Raw genomic sequence first — 21,189 nt, forward strand, 5'->3', positions numbered from 1 at the left:
GAGAAGAGATGAACGCACCCGATCTGGCAGGAGACCTCCTCGAGCCCACCGGCACGCAGACTGTCAACGACGGCGAGAGTGACGGCCTGCCCGACGGCCGCTTCCTGGACCGGGAGCTGTCCTGGCTGGCGTTCAACTCCCGGGTGCTCGACCTGGCCAAGGACGCTCAGCGGGTGCCACTGCTGGAGCGGGCCAAGTTCTTGGCCATCTTCGCCAACAATCTGGACGAATTCTTCATGGTCCGGGTCGCCGGTCTGAAACGCCGGATCGCCGCCGGCGTCGCGGTGCGGACCGTCGCCGGGCTGATGCCGCGCGAGGTGCACGAGACGATCCTGACCCGGACCCGGGAACTGGTCACCGAGCACTCCCGGGTGTTCGAGGAGGAGATCCGGCCCGAGCTCGCCGCGCACGGCATCGAGATCCTGCACTGGCACGAGCTGACTCCGGATGAGATGGAGCGAATGCGAGTGCTGTTCGCCGAGCGCATCTTCCCGGTGCTCACCCCGCTGGCGGTCGATCCGTCGCACCCGTTCCCCTACATCTCCGGCCTGTCGATCAACCTCGCCGTGCTGGTCAAGAACCCCAGCACCGGCGTACGCCAGTTCGCCCGGGTCAAGGTGCCGAGCGTGCTTCCCCGGTTCGTGCGGCTGGCCGAGGGCCGGTTCGTCGCCCTGGAAGACGTGATCGCCCGGCACCTGGATCAGCTGTTCACCGGTATGCAGGTGGTGCAGCACCACGTGTTCCGGGTGACCCGCAACGAGGACGTCGAGGTCGAGGAGGACGACGCGGAGAACCTGCTCGTCGCCTTGGAGCGGGAGCTGCTGCGTCGCAAGGTCGGCCGACCCCCGGTCCGGCTGGAGGTCGAGGACGACATCGACTCGAAGATGTTGGAACTGCTCATCTCCGAGCTCGACATCAGCGAGAAGGAGGTGTTCGCGCTGCCCGGCCCGCTGGATCTGCGCGGGCTGTTCTCGCTGGCCGACCTGGACCGGGCCGAGTTGAAGTACCCGGCCTTCCTGCCGTCGACCCACCCGCACCTGGCCGAGGTGGAGACCGCCAAGCCGGCCGACCTGTTTGCCGCGCTCAAGCAGCGCGACGTGCTGCTGCACCACCCGTACGACTCGTTCGCCACCTCGGTGCAGCGCTTCATCGAGCAGGCCGCCGACGATCCGCAGGTGCTGGCGATCAAGCAGACCCTCTATCGCACCTCCGGCGACTCCCCGATCATCGACGCCTTGATCGAGGCAGCCGAGGCCGGCAAGCAGGTGCTGGCGCTGGTGGAGATCAAGGCCCGCTTCGACGAGCAGGCCAATATCGCCTGGGCGCGCCGGCTGGAGCAGCACGGCTGCCACGTGGTCTACGGGCTGCTCGGGCTGAAGACGCACTGCAAGCTGTCCATGGTGGTCCGCGACGAGCCCGACGGCTTGCGCCGCTATGCCCACATCGGCACCGGCAACTACAACCCGAAGACCGCCCGGCTGTATGAGGACATGGGTCTGCTCACCGCCAACCCGATCATCACCGACGACATCGGCCGGCTGTTCAACCACATGTCCGGGATGAGCCAGGAGACCCAGTATCGGCGGCTGCTGGTCGCGCCGCACGGCATCCGGACCGGCCTGATCGACCGGATCAACAACGAGATCGCCAACCACGAGGACGGCAAGCCGGCCGGGATCAAGATCAAGGTCAACTCGCTGGTCGACGAGACCGTCACCGACGCTTTGTATCGTGCCTCCCAGGCCGGGGTGCCGGTAGACCTGTGGGTGCGTGGCATCTGCACCATCCGGCCGGGAGTCCCGGGGCTGAGCGAGAACATCCGGGTACGCAGCATCCTGGGCCGGTTCCTGGAGCACAGCCGACTGTTCTGGTTCGCCAACGGTGGCCAGGCCTCGGTCGGGATCGGGTCGGCGGATCTGATGCACCGCAACCTCGACCGCCGGGTGGAGACGCTCGCCTCGATCACCAACCCGGCACACGTCGCCGAGATCGAGGGACTGTTCGACCTGGCCTTCGACCCCGGCACAGCCGCCTGGCTGCTGAATGCCGATGGCACCTGGACCCAGCGGACCACCGACGAAGACGGAGAGCCGCTGCTGGACATGCAGGCACACCTGATCAGCGTCAAGAGCCGCCGCCGGGCAGCGAAGTAGGCCACCGGTGAGCAAACGCCGTCCCAAGACCGTGCTCGCGGGCGGCGCCGTCGTCCAGCGCGTCCGTCCCGGCAAGCCGCCGGAGATCTTGATCATCCACCGCAGCCGGTACTCGGACTGGACGCTGCCCAAGGGCAAGGTCGAGGCCGGCGAGTCGGTGGTGGCAGCAGCCGCGCGTGAGGTGCAGGAGGAGACCGGAGTCACCATCCGGCTCAGCACGCCCCTGGACACCACTCTCTACAAACTCAGCTCCGGGGCCACCAAGGAGGTCCGCTATTGGTCTGGGGCACCGTTGGATGTCGTCAAGAGGGCGCCCGACGACGAGGTCGACGTGGTGTCCTGGCTGCCGTTGAAGGCGGCACTGCAGCGCCTCAGCTATGACTTCGACAAGGACCTGGTGCGCCAGTTCGAGAAGCAGCCGGACACCACGACGCTCGCACTGGTCCGGCACGGCAAGGCGATGGATCGCAAGGACTGGTCGAAGAAGGACACCTTGCGCCCGCTCGGGGCGCGTGGCCGCAAACAGGCCAAGCAGCTGATCCCGTACCTGAGTGCGTACGGCATCAAGACGCTGATCAGCTCGACCGCAACCCGGTGCGTGACCACCTTCGATCCGTACGCGGCCGCCAGCAAGACTCGGATCGACACCTACGACACGTTGACCGAGGAAGTCGCGAGCAAGAGTCCGGACGCGGTCATCAGGCTGGTGCAGAAGCTTCGCCGCGACGCGCTCGCCAACCAGACGCCGACCGCGATCTGCATTCATCGTCCGGTCCTGCCGACCATCCTCGAGGCGCTCGATCTGGCGCCGGCCACACTGGCCACCGGGGAGATGCTGATCGCTCATCTGACCCCGGACGGCGGGGTGCACGCGATCGAGCGGCACCGCCCTCAGGCCTGAGACGCCGTCGAGACGAGTGCTGCCGTGCACCGACTTCGCATCGGCGCCGCAACACAGTCCCCGCCCGTCGTTCGCTCGGCGTTCACCGGCGGGCCCTCGAGTCGTCAGAATGGCTGCCTAGCGTCTGGACCGGAGCCAGTGTCGCTCCTTACGTTCATTGCACGAGTCACACTCCGACAAGGGGAACGAGTGAAGATCTCTCGTACGGGCGCCATTGCGGCGCTCGCCACCGCCGCTGTCTTGGCGATGTCATCCTGCGCCGCCAACGAGTCGGCCACGCCAGGCAGCACGAGCACAGCATCCGAAAGCAGCCTTTCCGGGACGCTCACCGGCATCGGCGCCTCTTCGGCGGCCACGGCCCAAGAGACCTGGGTCGCGGCCTTCCAGACCAAGAATCCGGGCGTCACCGTCAACTACTCACCCGACGGCTCCGGCGCGGGCCGGGAGGCGTTCGCCGGGGGCGGCGCCGACTTCGCCGGGTCCGACCGGGCCATGAAGCCGGAGGAACTGACCGCCGAGGCCCTGGCCAAGTCACGCTGCGACGCCAGCCAGGGCGCGCTCAACCTGCCCATCTACATCAGCCCGATCGCGATCATCTATCACGTCGAGGGCGTGACGGACCTCCAGTTGGACGCCGATACCCTCGCCGGCATCTTCGCCGGCAAGATCACCAAGTGGAACGATGCGAAGATCGCCGCGCTCAATCCGGATGCGAAGCTTCCCGCACAAGCCATCACCCCGGTGCACCGCGCCGATGACTCCGGCACGACGCAGAATCTGACCGAGTATCTGCAGGCGGTCGCCCCCTCGATATGGAGCTACGAGCCGAGCGGTGAATGGCCGGTCAAGGGCGGCGAGGCGGCCCCGCAGACCTCGGGCATGGTCGACACCGTCACGAACGGCACCGGCACCATCGGCTACGCCGACGCGTCGAAGGCCGGCGAGCTCTCGGTCGCCAAGATCAAGGTCGGCGATACCTTCGCCGACCCGACCGCCGAGTCTGCGGCTGCCATCGTGGACAAGTCGAAGCGGCTCACCGGCGAGGGGCGTTCGGCCAACGACTGGTCGATCGAACTGGACCGCAAAGCGACTGGAGACGTCTACCCGATCGTGCTGCTCTCGTACGCGATCGCCTGCCAGAAGTACTCCGATGCCGGCACGGCTGAGCGGGTCAAGGCCTATCTCAGCTATGTCGCCTCCGAGGCGGGTCAGCAGGATGCCGTGAAGACCGCCAAGATGGCCCCGCTCTCCGCCAAGCTGTCGACCGATGTCGAGGCTGCGGCCGCAACCATCTCTTGAGTTCTGCACACCCGTGAAAGCCCTGGTCCGATGACTCAAGTAAGGCCTGACCCGCCCGTCAAGACGGGCGGGTCAGGCGAGGCCGTACCCTCTGACGTGGAGCCGCACGATCTGCGCGAGACGCAGCGTGACACGGGTGGAGGAGGGGGCACGATCGCCAAGGGCGCCGTCAGACGACTCGGTGACCGGGTCTTCCAAGGGCTGTCCACCTGGTCCGGCGCGGCGATCCTGATCATCCTTGCCCTGGTCGCCGCCTTCCTGCTCTGGCAGGGTCTGCCCGCGCTGACCTCGCCGGCGGCGGACCTGCCCTACGGGCCGTTCCCCCAGTTCGTCATCCCGCTGGTCTTCGGCACCGTCTGGGCTGCGCTGCTGGCGCTGCTGATGGGTGTGCCGGTGGCGGTGGCGATCGCGCTGTTCATCTCGCACTACGCCCCCCGCCGACTCGCCGCCGGGCTGGGCTATGTGGTCGACCTGCTCGCTGCCGTCCCCTCGGTGGTCTACGGCTTGTGGGGCATCGGCGTGCTCGCGCCGGTCTTGCAGCCCACCTTCGTCTGGCTGACCGAGCGACTGGCGTTCATCCCGCTGTTCGCCGGCCCAGCGTCGGGCACCGGACGTACGGTGCTCACCGCCGCCATGGTGCTGGCGGTGATGATCTTGCCGATCGTCACCGCACTGTCTCGGGAGGTCTTCCTGCAGACGCCGAAGCTGCATGAGGAGGCGGCGCTGGCGCTGGGTGCGACGCGCTGGGAGATGATCCGGATGGCGGTCTTCCCGTTCGCTCGGCCCGGCATCGTCTCCGCCGCCATGCTGGGGCTGGGCCGCGCGTTGGGCGAGACCATGGCCGTGGCCATGGTGTTGTCCCCGTCCATGATCATCTCGTTCGCCCTGCTCACCTCGCAGAACCCGAACACGATCGCGGCGAACATCGCGCTCAGCTTCCCCGAGGCCTACGGCCTGGGCATCAACCAGCTGATCGCGACCGGGCTGGTGCTGTTCGTGATCACGCTGGCGGTCAACATGATCGCCCGGGGCATCGTGAACCGCCGCCGAGATTTCTCCGGAGCCAACTGATGACCACCCTCACCTCTGCCGCCCGACCGGCCAGCCTGACCGCCGGTCGGCTGCCGTCCTGGACCACCGGTGTGGTGCTGACCGTCGCGGTGCTGGCGTCGGCATCGCTCTTCCTCGCGAGCGGATCACTCGGCCTGATTCGCATCCTGCTGGTCTCGGTGCTGATCTTCACCGCGGCGATGATGGTCCTCTCGTCGCTGGTCGAGGGCCGCCGCAAGGCCACCGACCGGCTCGCACGGATCGTGGTCACCAGCGCGTTCGGCCTGGCTCTGCTGCCGCTGGTCTCCCTGGTCCTCTCGGTGATCGAAAAGGGCGCCACGCGATTCGACCTGCAGTTCTTCACCTATTCCATGCGCAACGTCGTCGGCGAGGGCGGCGGCGCGGTGCATGCCATCGTCGGCACCCTGTGGGTCACCGGCATCGCCACCGTGATCTCGGTACCGATCGGCGTGCTCGCCGCCATCTATCTGGTGGAATACGGCAGCGGAGCCTTGGCCCGCTCCATCACCTTCTTCGTCGACGTGATGACCGGCATTCCCTCGATCGTGGCCGGCTTGTTCGCGTACGCGCTGTTCGTGCTGATCTTCGGACCGGGCACCAAGTCCGGCGTCGCCGGCGCGGTCGCGTTGTGTGTGTTGATGATCCCGGTCGTGGTGCGCTCCATCGAGGAACTGCTCCGGATCGTGCCGAATGAGTTGCGGGAAGCGGCGTACGCGCTGGGCGTGCCGAAGTGGCTGACCATCCTCAAGGTCGTGCTGCCGACCGCGCTCGCCGGCATCGTCACCGGCGTCATGCTGGCGGTCGCTCGGGTGATCGGGGAGACTGCTCCGTTGCTGATCGCCGCCGGCTTCACCCAGAGCATGAACAATCGCCCGCTCGAGGGTCCGATGATGACCCTGCCGGTGTTCGTCTACCGCTCCTATGTCGACCAGGGCATCCCGGCGCAGGCGTACCTGGATCGGGCGTGGGCGGGTGCCTTGACGCTGATCCTGATCGTCATGATCCTGAACCTGACCGGGCGCCTGATCGCCTACAAGTTCGCTCCCAAGACCAGGCACTGACCCGGTAGCAGAAAGGCAGTCATGTCCAAGCGCATCGAGGTGGAGAACCTCAACGTCTTCTACGGCGATTTCAAGGCCGTCGAGGACGTGACATTGACCGTCGAGCCACGGACGGTGATGGCCTTCATCGGGCCGTCGGGCTGCGGCAAGTCGACCCTCTTGCGGACCCTCAACCGTATGCATGAGGTGATCCCGAGGGCATACGTGGAGGGGTCGGTCAAGCTCGACGGCGACGACCTCTACGGACCGGGCGTCGATCCGGTCCGGGTTCGCCGGCAGGTCGGCATGGTGTTCCAGCGGCCGAACCCCTTCCCCACCATGTCGATCGCCGACAATGTGCTGGCCGGGGTGAAACTGAACAACAGGCGCCTGTCCACGGCGAAGAACAAGGAACTGCTGGAGAGCTCGCTGCGCGGAGCCAACCTGTGGAACGAGGTCAAGGATCGACTCGACAAGCCGGGCTCGAGCCTGTCCGGCGGTCAACAGCAGCGGCTCTGCATCGCCCGCGCGATCGCGGTGCAACCGGAGGTGATCTTGATGGACGAGCCCTGCTCGGCCCTCGATCCGATCTCCACGCTGGCTATCGAGGACCTGATCGGTGAGCTCAAGGAGCACTACACCGTGGCGATCGTCACCCACAACATGCAGCAGGCCGCCCGGGTGTCCGATATGACCGCCTTCTTCAACCTGGCCGCCCAGGGCAAGCCCGGCCGACTGATCGAGATCGGCACCACGGACAAGATCTTCTCCAATCCTGATCAGAAGGCCACCGAGGACTACATCAGCGGCCGCTTCGGCTGAGTTCGGCGGGCTGGTACGCCACCCTCCAGGAGGGTGGTGTCGAACGGCGGCCGTCGCGAGCAGGTGCCCGGGTGCGTGGCAGGCAAGGCGGAGGAGGAGTCGGATAGCGGGTTCTATCCGCGACGACGACAACGCAGCCTGGCGCGTGCCTGGGTGCCGCGCAGTAGGTCGGCGTTTGACACCGCCCTCCTAGACTCGATCGCGTGAGTGCGCAGGCTGGCTGGTATCCCGATCCCGGCGGTGTCCCGAACCTGTACCGATATTGGGACGGCCGGACCTGGTCGGCGGCCACCTCTGCCAACCCGCAGTCGCCGGCCCCGTCCCGTGGCCTCATCCCGGACACGTCGCAGCAAGAGCCAGGGCATCAAGGCCAGGGTCCCTACACCTACGGATCTGCGGCGTCCGGCTATGCACCGGGTCAGTCGGGCGCGTACGCCAGCTACCAGACCACCGTGCAGCGCAAGTCGCCGGTCGGTTGGTGGGTCGTCGGGGGCGTGCTGCTGGTGGTGATCGTGATCATCGGGGTGATCGGGGTTCGCGCGATCGCCCGCGGCGGCGGGACTCTGCCGGACGGCACCACGAGCCAGCCCTCCCAAGACGTCTGCCCGCAGAGCAGCACCGCGCCGAGCGCCGCTCAGCCCGATCCCAATGACGGTCGGGTGCACGGCGGACCCGTCTCCTATCCGCGACTCGGCGACCCGTGGTCACCCCCGTACACCAACGAGGACCGCGTGCCATTCGGTCGGGACGTCAAGAAGCAGGACGTCTTGGACCAGCAGGACTTCGACGGCGCCGGCAGCAGCTGGGTCGCTTCGGTGCTGGTCGCCGAGCTGATGGCCGGGGACGGGTTCTTCACTCCCGAACAGGGCGCCCACATCGTGGTCCGCTGCATTCTGGGGTCCTTCTACGCCGACAACCCGGTCGAGAGCAACGTCACGGTAGACAAGGCCACCAAGATCGACGGCCACGACGCCTGGCTGATCGAGTCCAAGCTGTCGTTCGACATCCCCGGTCTGATCACCAAGGGAGAACTGCTGATCGTGGCGGTCGTCGCGACCGGTGCCACAGCCGGCCTCTACTACGCCTCGATCCCGAACACCCAGCCGGAACTCGTCAAGCCCGCTCGCCAGGCGCTGGCCGACCTCCGGGTCGACGGCTGAGCCAGTGCTGGGCGACCGAGCGAGTGCTGAGCGGTAAACGTACGTGACGCACACCTCGATCCGCGGTCGTCCTTGGCCCCGCGGCGCGAGACGTCCCGACCTGCCGCAGCACCTGCGTACGTCCCTGGCCCCACGGCGCGAAACGTACGTGCCGCAGGCCCGACCCACGATCGTCCTTGGCCCGCGGGCGCGAAACGTCCCGACCTGCCGCAGCACCTGCGTACGTCCCTGGCCCCGCGGCGCGAAACGTACGAGCCGCACGCCCGACCCGCGATCGTCCTTGGCCCGCGGGCGCGAAACGTCCCGACCGGCCGCAGCACCTGCGTACGTCCCTGGCCCCGCGGCGCGAAACGTACGAGCCGCACGCCCGACCCGCGTACGTCCTTGGCCCCGCGGCGCCAAACGTACGTGCCGCACGCTCGACCCGCGGTCATCCTTGGCCCGGCGGCGCAAGACGCGCGACCTGCCGCAGCACCTGCGTACGTCCTTGGCCCCGCGGCGCGAAACGTGCTCCGGACGAGTGCCTGCTGACCGACACCTCGACTGCGAGCGCTAGCAGGAGGCCAGGCCGCGCCGGTCCTTGAGTTGCAGCACCCGGGCTGCGGCGGTCTCGATCGCGGCAGCCAACGCATCGTCCTTCTTCGCCTCGGCGACCACCGCGTCCGCCATCGACGCGACGATGCTCGGATCACCCACGATCGCGAGGTCGCCACCGGCCTTCAGGAAGCGCAGCAGCCGGGTTCCGGGCGCCAGGTCCCGCATCGCCGCGGCTGCCAGATCGTCGGAGATGACCACGCCCTCGAACCCCAGATCGTCGCGGATCATGCCCTTGACCACGATCGGCGAGAACGCCGCGCGCCGCTTGGCATCGATCTCGCTGTAGTAGGCCGACGACACCATCACCATGTCCGTACCGGCGTCGACCCCCGCCGCGAAGGGCTTCAGCGCCTTGTCGTGCCGAGTCGTCGTGTCGTCGACCACCCGGGCGACGAAATCGGTGTTGCCGCGGACCCGACCGAGGCCCGGGAAGTGCTTGACCGAGGTAGCGATCCCCGCCGCGTCCATGCCCTCGACGAAGGCGGCTACATGAGCGGCGACCTTGGTCGGATTCGAGCCATAGCCACGGCGCAGTAGACCGATCGGCTGGTTGACGCTCTGCATGTCCTTGGGTACGACATCGGCGACCGGAGCCAGGTTGGCATTGATGCCGGCCCGCCCGAGCTGCTTACCCCAGCGAGTTGCATCGCGCCTCAGCTCGGCTGCCGACTCCTGGGCCTGTTCCTGGGCAGAGGGAATGCGGTCGAAGCCTTTGCCTTGCAGTCGTTGCACCATGCCGCCCTCCTGGTCGGCGGCCAGCAAGATCTTGATCCCCTTGGGCGTCCGCGCCGCATCCCGAGCCTGCTTGGTCACGGCGAGGATCCGGCTCTGTCCCGCGGTGGTGTTGCCGAGCAGGATGACTGCCCCGGTGCGACTGTCGTGGACCGCCTTGGCCGCGGAGGATCCGACCCCGGTCGAGGGCACGGCGACCATCAGCAACTGGCCGACCTGATCGCGCAGGCTGAGCGAGGCGGCCAAGGCCTTGCACTGGGCCGTCGGATTCTCACTCTGCGTACTGCTGGGCGTGGGCATAGTGGTCGGTTTCACGGTGCTGGTCGAGGTTGCCGTGCTGGTCGAGGTGGGGTTGGCCGGCGCACCGGGGCTGGCTGAGGTCGATGGTAGCCCCGAGGCCACCTGGCTCGGCGTCTCGGCGGTCCCTGAGGTCGATGCCGCTCCTGGACTCGGCACGGCACCAGGACTGTTGCCGCAGGCCACCAGGGTCAGACCGCAGACAACTCCGATCACGACACCCGCCAGCCCTCGACGCCTCATGCCGGGTTTCCAGGACTCCGGTGGTCCAGCGGCAAGGCCAGCACCGCGTTCTCGATCACCTCGGCCATCGCCGGATGGATCCAGTACTGGCCGCGAGCCAACTCGTCGGCGCGCAGCCCGAAGCTCATCGCCTGGATCAGCGGCTGGATCAACGACGATGCCTCCGGTCCGATCAGATGGGCGCCGATCAACTGGGCGGTCTGCGGGTCCGCCAGCAGCTTGACGATGTGATCGCCGGTCTCACCCATGGCCCAGCCGTACGCGGTGTCGGCATACGGCTTGAGCCCGACGACATAGTCCAAGCCGCGATCCATCGCCTCGGTCTCGGTCAGCCCCACGGCAGCGACCTGGGGTGAGGAGAAGACCGCGTGCGGGATGAAGCGATGGTCCGCTTTCATCATCGCCTCGGGGTGCAGCAGGTTGTACTGGACGACCCTGGCCTCGTGATTGGCCACGTGCTTGAGCTGGCAGTGGGAGCTCACGTCGCCGAGCGCGAAGATGCCGTCGGCGGTCGTCCGCTGATAGTCGTCGACCTCGACGTAGCCGTTCTCGCCGACGGCGACTCCGGTGCGGTCCAGGTCGAGCAGGTCGCCATTGGGAATCCGGCCGGTGGCAACCAGCAGCACGTCTGCGGTGAGACATGATCGAGTCCCGTCCGGCCCGGCGATCTCGACGCTGACTCCGGGACCGGCTTCGGTGGCAGTCGGACGTACCGAGCAGAGCGTGTGCTGCAGTCGCAGGTCCACGCGCTCACCCAGCAGGCGGGTGAATCGGTAGGAGATGTCGTCGTCCTCGTGCCGCAGCAGCCGATCGCCGCGAACCACCACCGTGACCTTGGTGCCGTACGCCGAGAAGACGTGCGCGAACTCCGCCGCCACGTAGCCGCCTCCGGCGATGATCATCTCCCTGGGCAGCTCGGCCAGCCGCATGACGGTGTCCGAGGTCTCGTACGGCGTCTCGGCCAACCCAGGGACGTCGGGGATCCGGATCCGGCTGCCGGCGGCGAGAACGAAGCGGTCGGCGGTGATCTGGGTGCCATCGGCGAGTTCCAGCGTCTTGTCGGAGACGAAACGGGCATGCTGCCGGAACAGCATGATGTTGGGGCTCTCCGCGCGATAGCGCTCCCCGGCAGCCGAGATCGGGTCGATCCGGCCGAAGATGCGGTCGCGGATGGCATCCCAGTGCACCTGGTCGAGTGTGAGGTCGACACCGAGCGGTGCGGCATGCTCGGGCATACGGGCGAGGTCCGCCGGATGGACGTACATCTTCGTCGGGATGCAACCGACGTTCAGGCAGGTACCGCCGAAATGGGGACCGTCGTCGACCAGCGCGATGCGCCAATCGTCGAAGCGCTCATCAGGGATGGAGTTGCCCGACCCGCTGCCAATGATGCAGAGGTCGACGTGGTGGGTTTCTGGCACGGGCCCATCGTGCCAGCCGACACCCATGTCGCCCCACTCGCGCCACTCCAGTCGTCAACCGCCAATCCCCCATCCACTTCGCGTCCTCAGCCTGCCGTCCCATTCCTTCCGCCCGACTCCGCCCCATCCCGACTTCGCACCAATCCCGACTCCGCACCATCCCGACTCCGCACCAGCTACGTCTACTGCGCACCCCGTCTACCTAGTGCGCAGTCGCAGCAGTTGGTGCGAAGTGCCAATTGGGCCGCATCGTCCGCCTCGGGCCGCCTCGTCCGCCTCGGAACGGCGCCGTGCCGGCCGCCTGGTAGTCGGCGCGCGAATAATTACCGATATTCCCTATTGTGAGACAGTGGATTGTGTGGGCGACCCTCGTGAGCTAGCCTCCAGCACAGGTCATGAGTGCCAGTGCCAAGCCCCGGCTCGCTGGTCGGCAACCCTCCTGCGACGGCGGGGTGCTCCGGGTGAGGACCTGGCCGGTCGGCAGTCGACCGGCAAGCGTCGAACCGAGGAAGCCATGACGAAGTTCAACAATCGCGATCCGCGCTCTGCGGGTCTGCACTCTCGACGACACGTTGACCTGCACCGGGTGAGCAGTGCGGTCTGTCGGCGTACACGCCCTGCCTGATCCCAACCCGTACGCCCATTCCACGGCCGCGTCATCGCCGGCCGTCCACCCGGAGAGTCGAACCCACATGCCCAGCGACCACAGCATTCGCACCCGTCCACGCAAGCAGACCCGTCCCCATCGCAATCTCACCGAGATCGCGACCCACCTGGCCGACCTGACCGAGCTTTGGCAGCCCTTGGTCGAGTACGACCCGGTCTCCCGCTACTACGCGCGTCTGGCCAAGGAACCAGACTTCGAAGCCTGGCTGCTCACCTGGCTGCCGGGTCAAGGCACCAACTGGCACGACCACGGCGGCAGTGCCGGCGCATTCGTCGTCGTGCGGGGCACCTTGACCGAACGTCACGCTTCGGTCAATCCGCTAGCTCACCCTAGAATCGAGCCCGAGCTGCGCGAGCTCAGCGAAGGTGCGCTGCGCGCGTTCGGCACCAAACACATCCATGAGGTCACCAACAACGGATGGGAGCCGGCCGTCAGCGTGCATGTCTATTCCCCTGCGCTGGTCGAGATGACCACCTACGCCGAAGAAGGTTCCCGGCTGCGGAAGCTGAGTTCCCAACTGGCCGGAGTCAACTGGTGAGCGCTCTCGATGAGCACCGACGGGCCGCCGGGTCGGCTCGGTCGATCGACGAGTTGCTGGCCGAGGCCCGCTCCACGCTGGTTCGAGTGACTCCCCAGCAGGCACGCCGGGCCTGTCTCGAGCAGGGGGCTGTGCTGGTCGACATCCGACCGGTCGCGCAACGAGCGGAGGGAGGGTTGTCCGAGGCCGTCGTCATCGACCGCAACGTGCTCGAGTGGCGGCTCGATCCCAGTTCTGAGGCCAGGCTGCCGTTCGCCGCGTACGACCTGCCGGTGATCGTCATCTGTCAGCAGGGATACTCCTCCAGCCTGGCCGCCGCCACCCTGCAGCAATTGGGCATCTGGCGCGCAACCGATGTGATCGGCGGGTACGAGGCATGGCAGGCGGCTGGACTCGGCTAGGGATCCGCTGACGCATCGCCGGCACGTTGGGTCGAACCGAATCAGCGGACCGCGGGGCGGGCTCGACGCCACAGCAGCCAGGCGGCAATGCCGATCACCGCGAACAGAGCCGCCAGCAGGAAGCCTGCGTACTCGGTGTTGGCCTCGGCGACCGACACGATGACGCCGAGGTCGACCCCACCCTGGTCGTGCAGCAAGGTTGCGGCCGCGATCGCCCCGACGATGAGGCCGGAGACGATCCCGACGCCGGTGACCAGCAGGTTGTAGTTGATCTTGCGTTTGGGGTCCTCGTGCGCGGCGGCGTACATCCTCAACATCATCAGCCCGTTGAGAGTGTCGCCCAGCGTCATGGCCGCTGCGAACAGAAACGGCAGGCAGAGCATCGAGATCGCCGGCGCGCCGGCCAACGCGGCACCGGCAGTGAGGATCAGCAGGCCGATCTGGCTGCTGGTGTCGAAGCCGAGCGAAAACAAGAAGCCGATCACGTACACGTGGCGGGGATGGCGGATCCGCTTCAGCGGCGCGGTCATCACCCGCGCGGCGGGCCCACGCGGGGTGAGCGCATCCGGCGGGATCTCCAGACCAGGATCGACCGCCAACGCTCGCTTGAGCCGAAGAGCCTGAAGGAAAGTGGCCAGATTCGCGATGGCGACCAGGACCAGGTACAGACCGGACACGCTGAGCCCGATGATGCCGAGCACTCGGGCGACGCCGGAGCTCTCGTCCAGGGCGGTCCGGACGATCCCCGCCCCGGCGACGACCAGGATCCCGCTCAGAATCACCACCGTGGAATGCCCGGCCGAGAACGCCAGCCCGACGGAGGCCGGGTTGCGTCCCTCGGCGACGAATTTGCGCGTTGAGTTGTCGATCATCGACACGTGGTCGAAGTCGTAGGAGTGCACGAGGCCACGAAAGTACGCCACCGCGGCGACGCCGACCGACACTGCGCCGGCGGCCCCGGACATGACGCCGACGCTGAGCAACCCCAGTCCGATCAGGTGCAGGGCGATGATCACTGCGAAGGCCGCCCCGACTCGAAACCGAAACGAGCGGGCGGCTCGCCCCTCGGTGGTGAGCAACGAACGCCATCCGGTCGCCGGCATGGTTCTCGATGGCGCAGTGCTCAATGGCGCAGTGCTCAATGGCGCAGTGCTCGACGCCGCTGGTGGCGCCGGTTCGGTGGGCGTGGCAGCCTTGGTCACAGGAGTCGCTGCTCATGGGAAGCGCGCATACGGCGACGATACGACAATGTGTGTCTGGTTGAACACACGTTTGTCACGATCCGGAAGGATGGAAAGCCTCGACAGGTGGCGAAAGGTGCCGCCAGACAACGAAAGGGACCGTGCGATGAGCGAGGTGAACGCCGAGCAGGTCGCCCGAGCGGCGGTCGCGCTCGCCGGCTCGGAGTTGCCCGACGTGGTGGATCGGTTGGCCGCCTTCTCCGATCCAACCCGGCTCGGGCTGCTGATCGCCATCCATGCGGCACCCGGCGCCCCGGTGAAGACCCTGGCCGCAGCCACCGGTTTGACCCCGAACACGGTCAGTCAGGCGCTGGTCGCGTTGCGCGACGCCGGACTGGTGACCAACGAACGAGACGGCCGGCTGAGCCGTTGGCATGTGTCGGATGCAGCAGCTCACGCCCTGTTGCACCACCTCGGAGCCCCCCACAGCGAGCTGCATCCGCCGCATTGAGACGCCGACGCCACTTGTGGATCCGTACGCGCAAGATGCACGGCCAAGTTCGGGGCGGCGCATCCAGGCAGAACGATTCCGTCAGTTGAGGGCGGCTGCCCGACCGGTGAGGTAGCGCTGCTCCGGAAGGCTCAAGGTGCCGCGCGCCGCCTCGCGGAACTCGGCAGCAGCCGCCGCCCGCTCGCCGATACGTTCCAGCAGATGGGCTCGTACGGCATGGACGCGATGGTGCCCGGCCAGGGCCGGTGCTGCCGCCGCCACATCGAGTTCGAGCAGAGCGGCCCGTTCGCCGCGCACCATGGCGACGGCAACGATCCGATTGAGGGTCACCATCGGGCCGGGAGCCAGCTCGGCCAGTACGTCATAGAGCCCGAGGATCTGCGGCCAGTCGGTCGCGTCCGCGGTCGGCGCCTCCGCGTGCACCGCAGCGATCGCGGCTTGCACCTGGTACGGCCCCAGCACCTGCTCGCCCCGCACACCGGAGACCAGTGCGTCCGTCACCAACTCGATTCCCTCGGCGGTCGCACCCGGGTCCCAGCGTGAACGATCCTGCTCGGCCAGCGGCACCAGCGCTCCGTCCGCCGCAACTCGCGCGGACGCCCGAGCCTGGGTGAGCAGCATCAGGGCCAGCAGCCCGTCGATCTCGCTCCGATAGTCGGCGAGAGCAGGCTCGGAGGACGATCTGGCCCGCAGTAGCCGAGTCAGCTGGATCGCCTCGAGGGCCAGATCGACCCGATGCAGCGCGTCTCCTGAGCTGGCCGTATGCCCCTCGGTGAAGATCAGATAGAGCACTGCAGCGACGGTCGCCACCCGTCCGCCAAGGTCATCTGTGGGTTCGCCGAATCGTGCACCAGCTGCTCGGATACGCGCCTTGGCACGACTGATCCGTTGCGCGACAGTCCCTTCCGGGACGAGCAGAGCTCGCGCGATCTCCGCGGTCGTCAGCCCGGCCACCGCACGCAGCGTCAACGCCAACTGCGACGGCCGGGTCAGTGCCGGATGGCAGCACAGCAGGAACAGCTCGAGCGAGTCATCGACCTCGACCGATTCGGGCTCGGCCGGTTCGGCTGCGAGCGGCTGCTCTGAGATGAGGACGTTGGTCTCGCGTCGCCGGCGGGCTGAGTCGCTGCGCCAAGCGTCCACAAGGCGCCGACTGGCGACAGCGACCAGCCAGCCGTACGGATTGTCCGGGATGCCGTCGGCCGGCCATTGCTCTGCAGCCTGGAGCAGCGCCTCCTGCAGCGCGTCCTCGGCATCGTCGAAGTCGTGGTACCGGCGCACGAGCGCACCGAGGGCCCGCGGCGCCAGCTCGCGCAGCAGGCCCTCGATCCGCCCGTCGTCGCGGAGGATCACTCGCCGTCGGTCGAGTAGTCCATCACCGGACGTATCTCGACCGCGCCCGCTCCGGCGGCTACCTCGGGGATCTGCGTGGCAATCTCGATCGCACGCTCGCGAGACTCGACATCGACCAGGTAGTAGCCGGCCAGCAGCTCTTTGGTCTCGGCGAACGGCCCGTCCGAGGTGACGAACCCGTCCGCGGACAACGTGACAACCGTCGATGTCGAGTCGTCCGCGAGTGCCTCGGCAGAGACGAACTCTCCGGACGCGACCAGCGACGCGTTGAGGTCGAGGTACGCCTGTAGTCCAGCGGCCTGCACCTCGGCGGGCATCGTACGGAACTGCTGCCGGGCGTCGCGCCTCTGGTGAATGAGGATCAGGTACTTCATGACAACTCCGTCTCGTCGGGCTCGCCGCGGTTCGGCGCGCTCGACCTGTAGTCGGTACCGATCCGCAGTTCTCGACACTAGGCGCCCATGAAAGTCCCTGTCCGGTATGCGTGCGGTATCTGTGGGCGCTGCCGACATCCACTTCGCTCTGTTTCCTGCGACTCCGCACCAGTTCGAGGGGGTCGAGCGACCTCGCACCAGTTCGAGGGGATCGAGCGACCTCGCACCAGTTCGAGGGGTCCAGCGACCTCGCACCAGTTCGAGGGGTTCAGCGACCTCGCACCAGTTCGAGGGGGTCGAGCGACTTCGCACCAATTAGGTCAACTGCGCATCAGGTACGCGTGGTGCGCAGTCGCACTAGTTGGTGCGAAGTGGGGATCGGGGTGGTGTGACCTGCGGTCGCCGGTCCGGCTGGCGCCGCCGAGCCAAAGATGTACGCGGCTCTGACGGGATGCTGAGTCGGTTTGCGCCGCCGGGCCATCGACGACCACCAGTTGCGCGTGCGTGGCGTACGTCTCGCGCCGCCGGGCCACAAACGGCCGCTGACCGCGCGTGCACGGCATACGTCTCGCGCCGCCGGGCCACCAACGATCGTTGACCGCGTGCACGGCGTACCTCTCGCGCCGCCGGGCCACCGACGACCACCATTTACGCGTGCACGGCGTACGGTTTGCGCCGCGGGGCCACGGACGGCCGTCGACCGCGCGTGCACGGCGTACCTCTCGCGCCGCCGGGCCACCAACGATCGCTGACCGCGCGTGCGAGGCGTACCTCTCGCGCCGCCGGGCCACAAATCAGCGCCGGAGCGGTGACCTCTGGCTCTGTCGGGTGGGATCGCTGATCGAGAAGGAGGAAAGGCACCTGTTCACGGCCGAAACAGGTGCCAGAACTCCTTCTCGCGACCACCGGCGCCGAAGGGGACTTGCCTGCACCCGCCTCTACCGCCGACCGCCCAGATCCCGCATCGACTTCGCACCATTTGCTGGCACTGCGCACCAGGCGTGTTTGATGCGCAGTAGCAGCAGGTGGTGCGAAGTCGGAATCAGTCCGTGCGAAATGGTGTCGGCGCGTGGTCGGGTTACGCCCGTCACGTCGGACGCGATGCTCGACAGGTCCCGATCATGGTTGAGCGTCCAGGTACCGGCGATCTGTGGCCCGCGAGCACAAAACGTTCGACCGCCCTACGGGACCAGCGGTCGCCTGTGGCCCGCGGGCGCAAGACGTTCCGGCACTCCCCGAGGCCCGTGGTCATCCGTGACCCGCAGGCGCAAGACGTCCCGGCACTCCCCGAGACCGGTGGCCATCCGTGACCCGCAGGCGCGAAACGTCCCAGCACTCCCCGAGACCGGCGGTCATCCGTGGCCCGCAGGCGCAAAACGTCTCCGGCACCCGCGAGACCGGCGGTCATCCGTGGTCGGTTCCTCGGCGCCCGCTTACTGTGCGCCCGCGCCAAACTGTGGATGAGGTTATCCCCGACATCGGGGATAAACGTCATCCATAAGTCACGGGCAAGCCGAGCTCTTTCCCGAATAGGGCTCAGATGCCGGCGTAGGAATGCAGGCCGGAGACCAGCAGGTTGATCCCCACGAAGTTGAACCAGAAGGACGCGACGCCGATCAGCGCGATCACGGCGGCCCGGGTGCCACGCCAGCCAGCGGTCGACCGCGCATGCAGATAGCAGGCGTAGATCACCCAGGTGACCAGCGCCCAGGTTTCCTTGGGATCCCAGCCCCAATAGCGGCCCCAGGCATACTCGGCCCAGATCGCCCCGGCAGCCACGGTGAACGTCCACAGCGGGAAGGCGAACGCATGGAACCGGTACGCGAGCAGGTCGAGCTTCCGGGCGTTCGGGATCCGGGCGAGGTAGCCGCCGACCTTGCCCCGCTTCTCTGCCCGCTGCCGCACCAGGAACACGACGGTCAGCAGTGCACCGACATTGAACGCGGCACCGGCGACGGCCGCGGCGACGATGTGGATGATGAACCAGACAGAGTGCAGAGCCGGCACCAAGGGCGCGACGGCCACATAGAAGACGGTCACCGCCAGCCCATTGCCGACCGCGGCCAACAAAGTCACCGGCAGTCCGAGCCAACGAGCGCCCGCCCGCCAGAGCATCACCAGATAGACCCCGACCACCAGCGTCATCGCGGTGATGGTGAACTCATACATGTTGCCCCACGGCGGGCGACCGGCCGCAACACCGCGAAGCACGGTACCGGTCAGGCTGAGCAGGAAGCCGATCAGGGTCAGCGCGACGCCGATCCGTCCCCAGAGCTCGACGCGCATCTCGCGCACCCGCCGGTCCAGGTCGGCATCGAGAGTGGCCGCGTTCGGCAACCCGCCCGCACCACCGGCAGCGATCCCGTCTGCGACTCGCCCCGCCGACGAACCCGCACCCGCCGCACCGGCCGATCCGACAGATCCAGCCCCGGCAGCCGAAGCACTCACCGCAGCACCGACCCCGGCCAGCTCACGGTCGCTGGTCGGCTCTTCGACCGGCGACCGACGTGCGGCGGCCCACTCGGCAGCGTGAGCCGTCATCGCCAGCAGATAGATCACCACCGCTGCGACCAAGGCAGCGTTGGAGTAGTACTCGAGGTTCACTGCTTCTCCTCCGTCTCGTCCCCGGATTGCTCCGACACGCCAGACATTTCCGACACGCCAGACACCTTCGGCACGGCGGATCCCGGCGAGGCGCCCGGTTCGTCCGACACGCCAGGATTCTCCGACACACCGAGTTCATCGGCCAACTCGGCAACATCTTCGCTCAACCCGGCGCGCGCATCGGCCCGGTCCAGCCCACCGACCTCGATCAGCCTAGATCCCCCGCCACTCTCACCGACACCACCCTCACGGACGCGCACCCAGACCCGACGCGGCCGAACGAACAGCGACAGACACAGGCCCAGTACGGCGGCCCCGATGGAGCCGAGCACCACCGCGATCCCCGGTGTCGAACTCATCTGCAGTTTCACCCAGCGGGTGACCCCCACCATTTCGATGGTGCCCTTGCCGTCCGGCAGCTGATAGCTGGTGCCGGGCCGCAGCAGGATCCGCAGCGGCTCGCCCTTCGGATCCTTCAGCTGGGTGAGTCCGGTGCTGTCCAGCGAGTAGACGTTCTCCGGCTGCCCTGTCTCGGTCTTCGGCGCCCCGTACCAGGCATTGATATAGAGCGCCGGGTCCACCAGGTCGGGGAACAGCGACCGGGGGCCCTGCTTGTCGACCTTGGCAGTCGGCGCGAAGATACCTTCGAAGGCGAGCCGCTCAGGCCGGCCATCGGGCACCTTGATCACGCCGGCGGAGCTGAAGTTCCCGTCCTGCGGCAAGAACACCACCGGCCCCGAAAAGGCGACATTCCCGTCCCCATCGGTCACCTTCACCACCGGCGCATAGCCGTGCCCGATCAGGTGCACGGTGGTCCCGTCCACCCGCAGCGGATGGTTCACCTCGATGGTCTCCTCGTACGGCGTTGCTCCCGGCCGTTCGGTGACCTCGGTGTCGAGCTCGAACAGCCGCGCGGCCCCGGTCTGCACCGGCCCGGTCTCGAAGGCCACCCGGAACTGCTTGACCCCGATGGTGAACGGCTGCAGACGGTCCTCGGCGAACCAGCCACCGGCGGACAGGTCGTCGTACTGGGTGATGTTGTTCGCGAAACCCTGACCCACGATCACCACACTGGTGCCGCGGAACCCATAGAGGCCGCCGATCGCCACCCCGACGAGCAGGCTGAGCAGGCTCAGGTGAAAGACCAGGTTGCCGGCCTCCCGCAGATAGCCGCGCTCCGCAGCCACCGAGCCCTCCTGGCGCAGCACCCGATAGCGCCGCCCCTGCAAAGCTTCTGCGGCCCGGTCGAGCACCTCGTCCGCGGTCTCGTCATCAATCAGGGAGGCGGTCGCGTACGCGGGCAGCCGGGCGAGATTGCGCGGGGTCCGCGGCGGCGGGGTACGCAGTGCTCGGGCATAGACCGCGACCCGAGGCACGATGCAGCCGACCAAGGAGACGAACAGCAGCAGATAGATGGCGGAGAACCACGCCGAGGAGAAGACGGCGAACAGGCCGAGCTGGTCATAGATCGGGCCCAGCGTCGGATGCTGCTCGATGAAGTCGCTGACTCTGATCGGGCTGACGTTGCGCTGCGGGATCAGCGAGCCGGGCACGGCCGCGACCGCCAGGGCGAACAGCAGCACGAGCGCGGTACGCATCGAGGTGAGCTGGGTCCATAGCCAGCGCAGTAGCCCGACGAACCCCAGGGCCGGCGCCAGTTCTCCGCCGCGCTTGCCTGGTCCGCGAGCGCCGGGACCGTGGCCACCGGCCGCGCCCCCGCCGCCGTTCGAGGCACCGCCACCACCCTCGGCACCAGAGCTGTCCGGATGCACACCGTCGACGTCGTCAGGCAGGGTCTCGGCAGCGGTGTCCGCGCTCTCCACG

17 protein-coding genes and 1 riboswitch are annotated in these 21,189 nt (G+C 67.6%); of the genes, 10 read left to right on the plus strand and 7 right to left on the minus strand.

Features of this window, described 5'->3' with window-relative positions; translation table 11 throughout:
• Positions 1-8: 8 nt before the first annotated feature.
• From MLP_RS23025 to MLP_RS23055, 7 genes are all read left to right on the plus strand, one after another.
• Complete coding sequence (locus MLP_RS23025; RefSeq protein ID WP_013865608.1) at positions 9-2,153, plus strand: RNA degradosome polyphosphate kinase; 2,145 nt, start codon at positions 9-11, stop codon at positions 2,151-2,153.
• A 7-nt stretch (positions 2,154-2,160) separates the two neighbouring features.
• Positions 2,161-3,054, plus strand: a complete 894-nt coding sequence (locus MLP_RS23030; protein ID WP_013865609.1) for an NUDIX hydrolase — start codon at positions 2,161-2,163, stop codon at positions 3,052-3,054.
• 189 nt (positions 3,055-3,243) lie between these two features.
• Positions 3,244-4,353 carry a phosphate ABC transporter substrate-binding protein PstS gene (pstS, locus tag MLP_RS23035; RefSeq protein ID WP_013865610.1) on the plus strand — a complete coding sequence of 370 codons (1,110 nt, stop codon included), beginning with the start codon at positions 3,244-3,246 and terminating at the stop codon, positions 4,351-4,353.
• A gap of 96 nt (positions 4,354-4,449) precedes the next feature.
• Positions 4,450-5,424 (plus strand): phosphate ABC transporter permease subunit PstC, encoded by a 975-nt coding sequence (gene pstC / locus MLP_RS23040; RefSeq protein WP_013865611.1) that lies wholly within the window; start codon positions 4,450-4,452, stop codon positions 5,422-5,424.
• On the plus strand, positions 5,424-6,485 hold the full coding sequence (gene pstA / locus MLP_RS23045; protein ID WP_013865612.1) for a phosphate ABC transporter permease PstA: 1,062 nt from the start codon (positions 5,424-5,426) through the stop codon (positions 6,483-6,485). Before pstC ends, pstA begins: the two co-directional genes overlap by 1 nt.
• Positions 6,486-6,506: 21 nt before the next feature.
• Positions 6,507-7,286, plus strand: coding sequence for a phosphate ABC transporter ATP-binding protein PstB (pstB, locus tag MLP_RS23050; RefSeq protein ID WP_013865613.1), 780 nt, complete (start codon positions 6,507-6,509; stop codon positions 7,284-7,286).
• A 203-nt stretch (positions 7,287-7,489) separates the two neighbouring features.
• Entirely contained in the window at positions 7,490-8,446 is a 957-nt protein-coding gene (locus MLP_RS23055) for a DUF2510 domain-containing protein (protein ID WP_013865615.1), read from the plus strand.
• Between the two features lie 552 nt (positions 8,447-8,998).
• Here the strand turns inward: MLP_RS23055 and MLP_RS23060 are convergent.
• Together MLP_RS23060 and MLP_RS23065 are read right to left on the minus strand one after the other, a co-directional pair.
• Positions 8,999-10,315, minus strand: a complete 1,317-nt coding sequence (locus tag MLP_RS23060; protein WP_013865617.1) for a glycoside hydrolase family 3 N-terminal domain-containing protein — start codon at positions 10,313-10,315, stop codon at positions 8,999-9,001.
• Positions 10,312-11,763, minus strand: coding sequence for a mycothione reductase (locus tag MLP_RS23065; RefSeq protein ID WP_013865618.1), 1,452 nt, complete (start codon positions 11,761-11,763; stop codon positions 10,312-10,314). Before MLP_RS23065 ends, MLP_RS23060 begins: the two co-directional genes overlap by 4 nt.
• Before the next feature lie 364 nt (positions 11,764-12,127).
• Positions 12,128-12,240: riboswitch (SAM riboswitch) on the plus strand.
• A gap of 188 nt (positions 12,241-12,428) precedes the next feature.
• On the opposite strand from MLP_RS23065, the gene MLP_RS29090 reads away from it, so the two are divergent.
• Both MLP_RS29090 and MLP_RS23075 read left to right on the plus strand, forming a co-directional pair.
• Positions 12,429-12,941, plus strand: coding sequence for a cysteine dioxygenase (locus tag MLP_RS29090; protein ID WP_013865620.1), 513 nt, complete (start codon positions 12,429-12,431; stop codon positions 12,939-12,941).
• Positions 12,938-13,342, plus strand: coding sequence for a rhodanese-like domain-containing protein (locus MLP_RS23075; RefSeq protein ID WP_013865621.1), 405 nt, complete (start codon positions 12,938-12,940; stop codon positions 13,340-13,342). The genes MLP_RS29090 and MLP_RS23075 overlap by 4 nt, the downstream gene beginning before the upstream one ends.
• A gap of 41 nt (positions 13,343-13,383) precedes the next feature.
• Here the strand turns inward: MLP_RS23075 and MLP_RS23080 are convergent, their stop codons facing one another.
• Entirely contained in the window at positions 13,384-14,445 is a 1,062-nt protein-coding gene (locus tag MLP_RS23080; protein ID WP_049804650.1) for a HoxN/HupN/NixA family nickel/cobalt transporter, read from the minus strand.
• A gap of 244 nt (positions 14,446-14,689) precedes the next feature.
• Between MLP_RS23080 and MLP_RS23085 the strand changes: the two genes are divergently transcribed.
• Positions 14,690-15,034: an ArsR/SmtB family transcription factor gene (locus MLP_RS23085; protein ID WP_013865623.1), complete on the plus strand. Its 345-nt coding sequence runs from the start codon at positions 14,690-14,692 to the stop codon at positions 15,032-15,034.
• A gap of 81 nt (positions 15,035-15,115) precedes the next feature.
• Here the strand turns inward: MLP_RS23085 and MLP_RS23090 are convergent, their stop codons facing one another.
• The 4 genes from MLP_RS23090 to resB all read right to left on the minus strand — a co-directional run bounded on the left by MLP_RS23090 (position 15,116) and on the right by resB (position 20,963).
• The gene (locus tag MLP_RS23090; protein ID WP_013865624.1) at positions 15,116-16,387 is read right to left on the minus strand and encodes an RNA polymerase sigma factor; all 1,272 of its coding nucleotides are present in this window, start codon (positions 16,385-16,387) and stop codon (positions 15,116-15,118) included.
• Positions 16,384-16,761 carry a YciI family protein gene (locus MLP_RS23095; protein ID WP_013865625.1) on the minus strand — a complete coding sequence of 126 codons (378 nt, stop codon included), beginning with the start codon at positions 16,759-16,761 and terminating at the stop codon, positions 16,384-16,386. Before MLP_RS23095 ends, MLP_RS23090 begins: the two co-directional genes overlap by 4 nt.
• A gap of 1,536 nt (positions 16,762-18,297) precedes the next feature.
• A complete protein-coding gene (ccsB, locus tag MLP_RS23100) occupies positions 18,298-19,365 on the minus strand; it encodes a c-type cytochrome biogenesis protein CcsB (protein WP_013865629.1) in 1,068 nt (355 codons plus the stop codon).
• Complete coding sequence (gene resB / locus MLP_RS23105) at positions 19,362-20,963, minus strand: cytochrome c biogenesis protein ResB (RefSeq protein WP_156821486.1); 1,602 nt, start codon at positions 20,961-20,963, stop codon at positions 19,362-19,364. Before resB ends, ccsB begins: the two co-directional genes overlap by 4 nt.
• Positions 20,964-21,189: the final 226 nt, after the last annotated feature.

This window comes from Microlunatus phosphovorus NM-1 (assembly GCF_000270245.1).
Classification (GTDB): domain Bacteria; phylum Actinomycetota; class Actinomycetes; order Propionibacteriales; family Propionibacteriaceae; genus Microlunatus; species Microlunatus phosphovorus.

What these genes read in the sequence shown, in the direction of transcription:
- MLP_RS23025 (WP_013865608.1), top strand. Translation starts at nt 9, where the DNA reads ATGAACGCACCCGATCTGGCAGGAGACCTCCTCGAGCCCACCGGCACG.
- pstA (WP_013865612.1), top strand. Translation starts at nt 5,424, where the DNA reads ATGACCACCCTCACCTCTGCCGCCCGACCGGCCAGCCTGACCGCCGGT.
- pstB (WP_013865613.1), top strand. Translation starts at nt 6,507, where the DNA reads ATGTCCAAGCGCATCGAGGTGGAGAACCTCAACGTCTTCTACGGCGAT.
- MLP_RS23060 (WP_013865617.1), bottom strand. Translation starts at nt 10,315, where the DNA reads ATGAGGCGTCGAGGGCTGGCGGGTGTCGTGATCGGAGTTGTCTGCGGT.
- MLP_RS23065 (WP_013865618.1), bottom strand. Translation starts at nt 11,763, where the DNA reads ATGGGTGTCGGCTGGCACGATGGGCCCGTGCCAGAAACCCACCACGTC.
- MLP_RS29090 (WP_013865620.1), top strand. Translation starts at nt 12,429, where the DNA reads ATGCCCAGCGACCACAGCATTCGCACCCGTCCACGCAAGCAGACCCGT.
- MLP_RS23080 (WP_049804650.1), bottom strand. Translation starts at nt 14,445, where the DNA reads ATGCCGGCGACCGGATGGCGTTCGTTGCTCACCACCGAGGGGCGAGCC.
- MLP_RS23085 (WP_013865623.1), top strand. Translation starts at nt 14,690, where the DNA reads ATGAGCGAGGTGAACGCCGAGCAGGTCGCCCGAGCGGCGGTCGCGCTC.
- MLP_RS23095 (WP_013865625.1), bottom strand. Translation starts at nt 16,761, where the DNA reads ATGAAGTACCTGATCCTCATTCACCAGAGGCGCGACGCCCGGCAGCAG.
- resB (WP_156821486.1), bottom strand. Translation starts at nt 20,963, where the DNA reads ATGCGTACCGCGCTCGTGCTGCTGTTCGCCCTGGCGGTCGCGGCCGTG.